This is a genomic window from Candidatus Palauibacter sp., assembly GCF_965237495.1.
Lineage (GTDB): Bacteria > Gemmatimonadota > Gemmatimonadetes > Palauibacterales > Palauibacteraceae > Palauibacter.
This window is the reverse complement of the sequence record NZ_OZ250143.1, coordinates 2,982,027-2,992,780: the sequence shown is the minus strand read 5'-3', so window position 1 is coordinate 2,992,780 and position 10,754 is coordinate 2,982,027. Positions and strand designations below refer to the sequence as shown.

Below are 10,754 nucleotides of genomic sequence, written 5' to 3'. Positions count from 1 at the left end.
AAATACGCGATTCTCGAGACCGGTGTCCGCGCGCTCTACCTTCCGCTCAGCACAACTCTCGGCCCTCGACGATCTTGAGCAGAGCCGGGAACACCAAGATCCGCGGTCGGCGGCCGACGCCCGTCCCAATCTCTCTCAGGATTTCCCTCTCGTGTAACATCGCGATCCACCGCAAGGCCGTTCGCCTGGATGAACCGGTCATGCGCGCGAAATCCGAACTCGAAAAGAAGGGGTTCGCGAACAACCAGCGGAGCGCGTCGATGGCCGCTCGTGAGCGGGTTACGGAGGAAAACCAGCGGGTCGTTTCTTCAAAGAGTTTGAAGATCGCCTCAGCTTTGCTGCGGTTGTCCTCCGCCTGCGTCTTCACGGCATCGAGGAAGAACCGGCACCAGCCGGTCCAGTCATCTTCGCGGGAGACCCCGAGCAGACTCTCGTAGTATTGGTCCCTCCGCTCCTCGAGGTACGCGCTGATGTAGAAGACAGGTTGTCGGATGAGACCACGTTGCCAAAGAAACAGCGGGACCAGCATCCGCCCGAGCCGACCGTTGCCATCGAGGAACGGATGCAGCGCCTCGAACTCGGCATGCAGGATGGCAAGCTGAACGAGACGGTCCGGAACGGTGGCGTGGATGTATCGCTCCCAAGCCGCCATCGCCGTTGGTAGCTTGTCGGCGCCTATCGGCACATAGGTAGCGTTTTCCGGGGAAGACCCGGGCGGCCCGATCCAGTTCGGAACCCGGCGATAGGCCCCGGGGGACTTGCCGGTCCCGCGGACGCCTGAGAGTAGGACGCGGTGCGCTCTCAGAACGACCCGTTGGCAGAGAGGAAGATCCGCCAGATCCGCGATGGCGCCGGCCATCGCGGCCCGATAGTTCAGTATCTCCCGAACGTCCGCCTCCCGGTCGGGCGAGATCGTCCGTTCTCCCGCCTCGAATCCGAGGACGTCGCCCATGGTGGCACGGGTTCCCTCGATCCGCGACGAGAGAACTGCTTCCTGCGTAGTCAGCGGGGCCAGCAATACATCGGGCCCCGGGATCGTCGCAAGCAGCTCGTCGTAGCGGGCCAGGGCGGCGGAGGCGGGGCCAATCATGGGGATGAGCTTCGGCCAGTCCAGCCGATCCTCGGGGGGAAACGCGCCCTCCACGTATCGAACGGGGAGCACGTCTACCCCGGAAGTGCGCCACATCGTGGCGCTTGTGGCACGCGACGAGGCTTCTGTGCCATACATGTCTCGAAGATCGATTTGTGCGCCATAGTCTCGCATTTGTGTCACAAAAACGGCGCGCGCGCAAGACCATGGGGCCGTTTCCGAGCCGAGCCGCGACGCCCCCACCGGCCGTTTCAACAGCTTACGCTCGACCGTCAACGTGACGTCAACCACCCCGGGACGGGTCGCGTCCGCATCTGGTCCCCGGAACAGTGGCCGGAGCTGCGGTTGCCGCCAGACAACGGCCGGTCGATCCTTGGTGAGACTCGAAACTCGCCCATCACTGGATTGGCCGATGAAAGCAAAGCATGACGTCGTCACCGCGAGAAAGGGATCTGACGGCGAAATCGACCGTGCGATCGAGGAGCTGATTGCTCTCCGCAAGGGAAGCAGGCTGGACGGTGTGAGCTGGAAGGCACTCCGCGATGCGGGGCGGCGGTGAACGCTAGGAGCCTGCGCCGTAGAAGCCGATGGTGCGGCGCGTGCCGGATGGTTATGGTGATGCCGGGCTGTGACCGGTTCACGTTCGGCGCGGGGAGGTGGCGATGGGGACGATGTCCCTACCGTACGATCCGGAGAGGATGAGGACGAGGTTCCGGCCGTACGATCCGGACCAGCAGCTGCTGCTGCCGCAGGATCTTCGGGAGTGGGTACCGGCGGGGCACTTGGCGCATCATGTGAGCGATCTGGTGGACGCGGCGGACCTGTCGCCGTTCTACGCGCGGTACGAAGGGGATGGGCGGCGGCGGAGCCCGTACGATCCTCGGATGATGGTGAAGGTGTTGGTGTACGGGTACGCGACGGGGGTGTTCTCGTCCCGGAAGCTGGCGCGGCGTCTGGAGGAGGACGTGGCGCTCAGGATGCTGGCGGCGGGGAACTTTCCGGCGCACCGGACGTTGTGCGAGTTCCGGAAGAAGAACCTGAAGGCGTTCGGGGCGTTGTTCGCGGAGGTGGTGCGCCTGGCGCGGGAACTGGGGCTGGCGGGGCTGGGCCGGGTGGCGGTGGACGGGACGAAGGTTCGCGCGAACGCGAGCAAGCGGAAGGCGATGAGCTATGGGCGGATGGGGCCGGAAGAGGCCCGCCTGGAGGCGGAGATCGCGGATCTTCTGGCGGCGGCCGAGGCGATCGACGCGGAGGAGGACGAGCGCCACGGGGAGGACGTTCGGGGCGACGAGTTGCCCGAGGAGTTGAAGCGCCGGGAGGACCGTCTGGCGGCGATCCGGGCGGCGAAGGCTCGCCTGGAGGCGGAGGCCCGGGAGCGGGACGACGCGCGGGGCCGGAAGCCGGAGTGGGACCGCAACCCGAAGGGGGGGCCGCCGTACAAGCATGCGTACGGGGAGCCGGAGGCGAAGGATCAGACGAACTTCACGGATCCGGAGAGCCGGATCATGCGGACGAGCACGGAAGGCTACCAGCAGTGCTACAACGCGCAGGCGGTGGTGGACGGGGAGAGCCAACTGGTGGTGGGGACGGCGGTGACGGACAACGCGAGCGACCAGGGGCAGTTGGTGGAACGGGTGGACGAGGTGTCCGGGCGGTGCGGGGAGACGCCCGGCCAGGTGCTGGCCGACGCGGGCTACTGTAACGAGGAGGATCTGGCGGCTCTGGAGGCGCGGGGGATCGACGGCTACGTAGCGCTGGGCCGGGAGGGCAAGGGGGCCGGCAAGCCCGACCCGGAGAAGCAGCCGGCGAGGGCGCGCATGGCGAAGAAGCTGGCGGCTCCGGAGGGCCGGGCGGTGTACGCCAAGCGCAAGTGGATCGCGGAGGCGCCCATGGGCTGGGTCAAGGAGGCGATGGGGTTCCGGAGGTTCAGCCTCCGGGGCTTGGAGAAGGTGCGCGGCGAGTGGGACCTCGTGTGCCTGGCGCTCAACATGAGGCGCCTCCACGTCCTTCAGGCAGCGTGAGGGGCCGAAAATCCGTGTCAAGCGTCCCCCGGGGCACAAAAAGAGGTCCGCGGCCCCGCCCGAACGCCGCCCGCCGGGCCGTCTCCCCGCCTACAACGCGTTCCCGTCCGGAAAACGACCGACACTTCGGCTCGCGAGACCCCGCGGGCGGCATCCGATGGCTTCCGCCGCGCTCCTGCGGCGCAGGCTCCTAGAGACGGCTGTCCGTTGCGCTTCCCCGTACACGCGTTGCTGGGAGTCGGTATCCTGGGAGTCGGCCTCCTGGGGTGCGGGATGGGGAAGGGACCGACGCCCGCTGAGGCGTTCGACGTGCTGATCACCGGGGCGCGCATCGTGGACGGGGCCGGCAAGCCCTGGGTGCGCGGCGACGTCGGCCTCCGGGGCGACCGGATCGCGGCGGTCGGGAACCTGGCGGGCCACGCGGCGGCGCGGACCATCGATGCGGCCGACCGCGTGGTCAGCCCCGGCTTCATCGACATGATGGGCCAGTCGAGCCTCGTCCTCGTCACCGATCCTCCGAGCGCCGAGAGCAAGCTGCGGCAGGGGATCACGACCTACCTCTCCGGCGAGGGCGGGTCGGCGGCGCCCCAGAGCGACGAGACGCAGCCCCGGGGTCCGATCGTCGACGGCGAGGAACTGCGCTGGCGGCGCTACTCGGAGTACTTCGTGCACCTCGAACGCATCGGGATCCCCATCAACGTGGTCCACGATGTCGGGCTCACGCAGGTGCGGAGCGTCGTCCTCGGCGACGGGGACGTGCAGCCGACGCCCGAGCAACTCGAGGAGATGAAGGCTCTCGTCCGGGAGGCGATGGAGGACGGCGCCGTCGGGGCCTCGACATCGCTCATCTACCCCCCCGCCGTGTACGCGACGACGGAGGAACTCGTCGAACTCACGCGCGTCGCCGGCGAGTATGGCGGCACCTACTTCACCCACATGCGCAACGAATCGCACTCCGTTCTGGAGGCGATCCGGGAGGCGATCGAGATCGGCGTCCGCGCCGGCACGCCGGTCCACATCTACCACCTCAAGGCGGCGGGGCGGGAGAACTGGCCGCTGATGGCGGAGGCGCTCGCCCTCATCGACTCGGCGCGCGTGGCCGGGATCGATGTGACAGCGGACATCTATCCCTACATCCGCAACGGGATCGGCCTCGGCTCGTTCCTCCATCCGCGGCATTACGCGGAGGGGACGGCCCCGTTCCTGGAGACGCTCTCCGACCCCGCGGTGCGAGCGGAACTGCGGCGCGAGGTCGAGACGACATCGGACTGGGAGAACTGGTATCGGCACGTGGGGATGGAGTGGGACAACGTCCTCATCGTCTCCGCCCCGGACGAGGTGGATGCGCGCGTGATCAACCTCTCCATCGGCGAGGCGGCGGAGGTCCTGGGGACCGGCGCGTGGGACGCGTTCTTCGATCTCGTGCAGGCCGGAGGCGTCAGCGTGAACCCGCAGAGCATGAACGAGGAACAGAAGTGGCAGGCGCTCCGGGCCGAGTTCGTGATGATCGATACGGACGCCTCGCCGGTGAACCCGGCCACGACGGCGAGTTCGCATCCGCGCGCGTTCGGGGCCTTCCCGCGGGTCATCGCCAAGTACGTGAGAGAGGACGGGATCCTCAGCCTCGAGGACGCGGTCCGGCGCATGACCTCGCTCGCCGCCCGTCGGTTGGGACTGGCGGATCGGGGCCTCATCGCGCCGGGGATGGCGGCGGACCTCATCCTGTTCGACCCGGATGAGGTGCGGGACGTGGCCCGGTTCGGGGATCCGATGCGCTATGCCGAGGGGATGGATTTCGTGTTCGTGAATGGCGTGCCTGTGATCGATGACGGCGCACTGACGGAGGCGCGGCCGGGCAGGCTCCTGCGCCGGGAGACGGGAGGGACCCCGTGATGACGAAGATGAGGCCTTTGCGGCCCGCCGCCGCGCTGGCGGCGCTGTACCTCGCGGCCTGCGCCGCGCCCCCGGGCGAGATGGCGGATCTCGTCCTCGTCGACGGGGAGATCCTGACGATGGGATCGCCGGGCGTCGTGGAGGCGCTGGCGGTCGGCGACGGTCGCGTGCTCGCGGCGGGGACCTCGGAGGAGATCCGCGCGCTCGCGGGACCGGACACGCGCGTCGTCGATCTCGGCGGCCGTACGGTGATCCCGGGGCTCACCGACAACCACTATCACGGCATCGGGGGCGGTCCCGGCGTCGACCTCACGGGGGCCCGGTCGCTCGCGGATGTGATCGACGCGATCGCCGCCTTCGCGCTGGAAACGGGCCCCGGGGAGCTGATCCTCACGAATTGGGACTGGCACGAGGGGCAACTCGCGGAGCACCGGTTGCCGTACCGCGACGATCTGGACCGCGCGGCCGAACAGCCGGTCGTCGTCGTCCGCGGCGGCCACGAGTACGTGCTGAACAGCGCCGCGCTCGCCCGCTGGGGGATCGACGAGTCGACGCCGGAGGTGCCGGGCGGCCGGATCGGTCGCTACCCGGATGGGCGGCTGAACGGCGAACTCGTCGACCGCGCCAAGGATCTCGTGACGCTGCCGGAAGCCGCGCCGCCCGACCCGGAGGCCGTTCTCGACGCGCTGGCCGAAGAGTACGCCGCGCTCAACGTCCGGGGTCTGACCAGCATCCGTTACCCGGGCGGCCCGCCCGGCCAGTACCGGGCCATCGAACGGCTCCGGGACCAGGGCCGGCTCACGCTGCGGGTGAACTACGTCCTCCGCGCCCCGCGCGGCGCCGACGCCCAGCCGCTGGAGGATGCGCTCGCGACGTGGCCCGCCATGGACGAGGGCGACGCGTGGCTCCGCGTCGGCGGCGTGAAGCTCGGCGTGGACGGCGGCTTCGAGGGCGGCCTCATGCGCGAGCCGTACGAGGAGCCGTGGGGCGAAGGGGGCACCTTCCGCGGCCTCCAGACCGTCCCGACCGACCGCTACGTCGAGACCGTCCGCGAACTCCACCGGCAGGGGTGGCGGGTCGCGACGCACGCGGTGGGGGACGCCGCCATCGATCTCGTCCTCGACGGCTACGAGGCCGCGAACGCCGACGCTCCGATCGACGGCCTGCGCTGGGTCATCGAGCACGGGTTCATCCCGCGCGAGGACCACTTCCCGCGCATGCGGGCGCTCGGGCTCTCCGTGACGGCGCAGAACCACCTCTACGTCGCGGCGCCGAGCCTCGTGAAGTATTGGGGGGAGGAACGCGCCGCCTGGACCACGCCGGTGCGCGCCTACCTCGACGCCGGGATCCCGGTCTCGCTGGGGACCGACTCGCCCGTCGTCCCCTGGGACCCGTGGTGGATGCTGCACCACTTCACCACGCGCGGCACGATCAGCGCCGGCATCCTGGACGAGTCCCAGGCCATCACCCGCGAAGAGGCACTGCGCGCTGCGACGCACGGGTACGCGTACCTGACCTTCGAGGAGGCGGAGAAGGGGACCCTCGAGGTGGCGATGGCCGCCGATCTCGTGGTGACGGCGGACCACGTGCTGGAATGCGAGGACCCATGTCTGGAGTCGATGGAGGTCGATCTCACCGTCGTGAGCGGCCGGATCGTGTACGAACGTTGAGCGCCCGCGCCCGTCGCGCGGGGCTGCTCTCCGCGCTGGCGGCGGTCGGCCTCCTGGCGGCCGGTGCCGCCGGACCTGTCCCCGAACGATCGCGCGCGGCGGCGCACGGCAGCGAGGCCCGCTACGTCGTCGAACTCGAGTGGCCGCGCGAGAACATCGCCCGCACGCTCGGCGTCGCCCGCTCGGAACTGCTCATGTACGGTCGCGGGAACCCCTTCCAGACGCGCGACATCGGCGGCCGGACCTGCGTTGTCGGCCCCCTCTTCGCGCTGGACATCGAGGACGCGTTCGCGTTCGACATCGATGAGCCGGTCGACCTCCTGATCACCTACGCGCCGGAACTCACCGGGACGTTCAGCGTCGGGTTCAACGACAACGGCGGCGACGGCATCGGCGAGTCGGAGCCTGTCGAGCCCGAGTCCGGCCCGACGCTCGCCACCGCCAGGGTGACGCTCGACCGCGCCCGCTTCGCCGCGCACGGGATCCGCGGCACCGACCTCGCGATCGGCGGCTCGGAGGGGATCGCTCTGTGCAACATCGAAGTCGAGCGCAGCCACGCCACCCCCGTCCCGGCCGGCTACGGCACGCTTCGCCTGTCGGTGGAGGACGGTGCCACGGGGCGCGCGGTCCCCGCCCGGCTCGGCCTCTACGACGCGACTGGCCGTGCCCCGCTTCCCTCCGAGCGCTCCGTCCTCGTGCACCGGTTCGTCGACGAGGTGCGGCTCCTGTGGGTGAACCCGCGCACCTGGTGGCCGTCGGAACACCGCCTCGCCTTCTACGTGGACGAGGACTACGAGGCCCGGCTGCCGGTCGGGAGCTACGAGTTCGTCGCGACGCGAGGCCCCGAATACCGCGGATACCAGCGTACCGTCGAGGTCCGCGCGGATGAGACGACCGATCTGACCGTCTCCCTCGAGCGCTATGCGGACCTGCCCGCGGCGGGCTGGTATTCCGGCGACTCCCACGTACACATCGCGCGCGACCATACGGAGGATGACGCCGTGTGGGCGCAGATCGCCGCCGAGGACATCCACGTCGCGAACCTGCTGGAGATGGGGAATATCGCCGTCACCCACTTCAAGCAGCCGGCCTGGGGGGAGGCGGGACAGTACGTGCGCGAAGGCCACGCGCTCGTATCCGGGCAGGAGGACCCGCGTACCGTGCAGCGCGGACACACGATCCATCACAACCTGCAGCGTCCCATCCGCCAGGATCCGGAGTCCTACTTCCTCTATCACCGGGTGTTCGAGGAATCCCACGCCCAGGGCGGGATCTCCGGCTACGCGCACATGGGCCAGCTGTTCAACGGGGAACGGGGGCTGGCGCTGGACGTGCCGTTCGACCTCGTCGACTTCATCGAGGTCCTTCAGGGCGGACGTCTGTACGACGACATCTGGTACAGCTTCCTGAATCTGGGCTTCAACGTCCGCCCCATCGCCGGCGCGGATTATCCGTACTTCGGACCCACGCTCCCGGGCGTCGAACGCACATACGTCAAGCTCGATGGGCCGTTCGCTCCGAACGAGTGGTACAACGCCTACCGCCGCGGCCACACGTACGTGAGCAACGGACCGTTCCTGGAGTTCCGCGTGAACGGCCGGGAGATGGGTTCAGAGCTTCGCGTCGAGCGCGGGGAGAGCCTCGAGATCGTCGCCGAGGCGTCCCTCAATCCCGACATCGATCGCCTGAACCGGCTGGAACTCATCGTCCACGGGGAGGTCGTCGCGACGGAAGCCGCGGCTGGCAGCGACCGCATACGACTCGAGACCCGGATCGAGGCCGGCGAGAGCCTGTGGGTCGCCGTCCGCGCGTTCGGCGACCGCGACGGCGAGCGCGACATGACCGTCGCCCACAGCGCCCCGGTGTTCGTCGTCGTCGAGGACGAGCCGTGGTGGAAGCTGGGTGCGGTGCCGGACCTCGTCGCCCGTCACCGGGCCAAGCTGCAGGAGCTGCTCACGGAGCCGATCCAGCCCGCGGGCGATCTCGAGTACTGGGAGACGACCCGGATCCTCGAGGAGGAGTGGGAGCAGCAGCGCCTCCGCCTCGAGCCGCGCGTGCGGGAGGCGGACGCCCGCTACCAGGCACTCCTCGACCGTGCCCGCGCCGCAACGACCGCCACGTCGTCATGAGCGGCTGACGCCGATCTCCCGCTCGAAGCGGTCTTCGAGGAACGCCGCCATGCCCTCCGGGACGCCCGCCGCTTCGGCGTGCGCGGGCCAGCCGCCCAGCGCCTCCAGCACCTGCTCGATGATACGTCTCCCCGCCGCGGGCACATCGAACGTTCGTCCCACCCGCAACAGATCCGCCCGCGTGACGTCGCGGAAGCGGCCGTTCACCGAGAGCTGGTGCTGCCGCGTCCACGCCTCGTTCTCCGCGTAGGTCACGTCGTAGGCGGGGGCGAGACGCCAGCGGCCTCCGCGATCCATCAGAAAGGCGAAGTTCTTGACGTGGTCGTCGAAGTTGACGGTCGCCACGCTGAACACCATGCGCCGAAACGCCTCGTTCACCGACGGCTGGCCCAGCCCGAGGGCGCGGATCGTGTCGAACCAGCCCTCGTAGCTGAACACGAACTGGTCGTTGAAGTCGATATGCTGCAGGCCGCCGAGGCTGTGCAGGTGGAGTCGCTCGAAGACCGTACCTCCGCCCACATCCGCGGCGGGAGCGGGGGCGCGGTCGAAGCGTCGCGTCATGAAGTGAGCCAGATCGCCGTCCTGGAGCAGGTGGGTCTCCGCCATATCGATGCCGGCATCCCGCGCCAGATGGGAATACGCGAATTCGATGCGGCCCCACGGACCGGCGCGGCGGCCAGCGCGCATGCCCAGCCCGGACGCGTCGCGGCTGGCGCCATCGAACTTGATGAGCCACAACTCCTCCCCGGGCCTTGGGCGGGCGAACCCCGAGCGCACACGTCGCGTCGCGCGATCCCGGAGAATCAGCGCCTTGGGTCGGGTGCCCCCCGCGCTTCCTCCCACCTCCATCATCTCCGGCACCGCAACAGAGACATCGCCCTCGATGACGCGCCGCGCCTGCTCGACGAGCGCTCGCACCTCGAGGGGTTCTTCCGTCCCCGGGCCGGGGTCGTGCGGGGGGCGGAACTCCAGGGCACCCATCGCGCGATCCCCCATGTAGAGCAGCCGCTGGAGAGGCGACAGCGCGTCCCGGGGGCGCCCCCGGGACGCGAAATAGCGGCGGATCACGGCGTGGCCGAACCGGTCCGGCAGCGCGTCGGCGAACACGCCGGGCAGTCCGAGGAAGGCGGGCTTGCGGGCGAGTTCCGGGAAGGAAACCGGTCCGGGACGCGCCAGCGGCAGGTGGATCGGCGAGATCTCAAGTCCCGAGTCCCGGAACCCGCGGTCGTACTCGAACGTGATCCGCCCGCCCTCCGACTCGAGGAGAAGACCCACGTCGCGTCCCCACAGCCGCACGCGGACCGTCGTGTATCCGTTCACGACAGCCGCTCCGGGGGCGGGGTCCGTCTCGACGCGCGTTGGCGCGGCTTGCCTCTCAGCTGCTCGATCTCATAGGGAGAAGGTTCGGGAGGAGGGATCAAGGCCTCGAACGCCTGGAGCCGGCCCAGACCGCGCATGACCCGCACCAGCGTGTCGGTGCCCACGCTATGCCCGGCCTCCACCCGGTCGATGGTGCGCGCACCCACCCCGGCGCGGGCGGCGAGATCCTTCACGCGGAGGTTCTGTCGTAGTCTCAGCGTCTTCAGCCGTGCGCCCAGTTCCCGCAACACGTCCGGCGTCCGGCTCGTGGGGACGATCGTTCCCATGTCCCGGTTCTCCCGTCCAGTTCCTCGCAGTTGGGCCCGCGCGACCCTGCGGAACCTGCCCGAACGAAGGCGAACGTAGGTACGAGAGAGGGTCATGTCCAGACCGCCACATATGGCGCTAAATTACGGTTTCAGGCAGTTGCGCGCCTTAACCGGCGTGTTGACAATATGTAGGCAGGTGGTCGCATGTCCTCACACACTGAACCGGAGACACCCGAGTCGAAGAGTGGCGCGCCACCACCATGGTGGGACGCGTCCGCCGCGGCGCTCAAGGAGCCGCCATGCGCCTGTCCCGGTCGTCGGCA

Annotated in this window: 8 protein-coding genes; 5 read left to right on the top strand and 3 right to left on the bottom strand. The window is 69.3% G+C overall.

The window, feature by feature from the left end:
• Positions 1-46: 46 nt before the first annotated feature.
• A complete protein-coding gene (locus ACPXY0_RS13055) occupies positions 47-1,381 on the bottom strand; it encodes a Fic family protein (RefSeq protein WP_423925232.1) in 1,335 nt (444 codons plus the stop codon).
• 121 nt (positions 1,382-1,502) lie between these two features.
• Here ACPXY0_RS13055 and ACPXY0_RS13050 point away from each other — a divergent pair, with 121 nt between their 5' ends.
• From ACPXY0_RS13050 to ACPXY0_RS13030, 5 genes are all read left to right on the top strand, one after another.
• Positions 1,503-1,649, top strand: coding sequence for a hypothetical protein (locus ACPXY0_RS13050; protein WP_423925230.1), 147 nt, complete (start codon positions 1,503-1,505; stop codon positions 1,647-1,649).
• Positions 1,650-1,788: 139 nt separating this feature from the next.
• Positions 1,789-3,111: an IS1182 family transposase gene (locus ACPXY0_RS13045; protein WP_423925228.1), complete on the top strand. Its 1,323-nt coding sequence runs from the start codon at positions 1,789-1,791 to the stop codon at positions 3,109-3,111.
• Between the two features lie 207 nt (positions 3,112-3,318).
• Positions 3,319-5,004 (top strand): N-acyl-D-amino-acid deacylase family protein, encoded by a 1,686-nt coding sequence (locus ACPXY0_RS13040; RefSeq protein ID WP_423925226.1) that lies wholly within the window; start codon positions 3,319-3,321, stop codon positions 5,002-5,004.
• A complete protein-coding gene (locus ACPXY0_RS13035; protein ID WP_423925224.1) occupies positions 5,004-6,674 on the top strand; it encodes an amidohydrolase in 1,671 nt (556 codons plus the stop codon). Before ACPXY0_RS13040 ends, ACPXY0_RS13035 begins: the two co-directional genes overlap by 1 nt.
• Entirely contained in the window at positions 6,671-8,803 is a 2,133-nt protein-coding gene (locus tag ACPXY0_RS13030) for a CehA/McbA family metallohydrolase (protein ID WP_423925222.1), read from the top strand. The genes ACPXY0_RS13035 and ACPXY0_RS13030 overlap by 4 nt, the downstream gene beginning before the upstream one ends.
• Here ACPXY0_RS13030 and ACPXY0_RS13025 read toward each other — a convergent pair.
• A complete protein-coding gene (locus ACPXY0_RS13025) occupies positions 8,798-10,123 on the bottom strand; it encodes a type II toxin-antitoxin system HipA family toxin (protein WP_423925220.1) in 1,326 nt (441 codons plus the stop codon). The genes ACPXY0_RS13030 and ACPXY0_RS13025 overlap by 6 nt on opposite strands.
• Complete coding sequence (locus tag ACPXY0_RS13020; RefSeq protein WP_423925218.1) at positions 10,120-10,449, bottom strand: helix-turn-helix domain-containing protein; 330 nt, start codon at positions 10,447-10,449, stop codon at positions 10,120-10,122. The genes ACPXY0_RS13025 and ACPXY0_RS13020 overlap by 4 nt, the downstream gene beginning before the upstream one ends.
• Between the last annotated feature and the right edge of the window lie 305 nt (positions 10,450-10,754).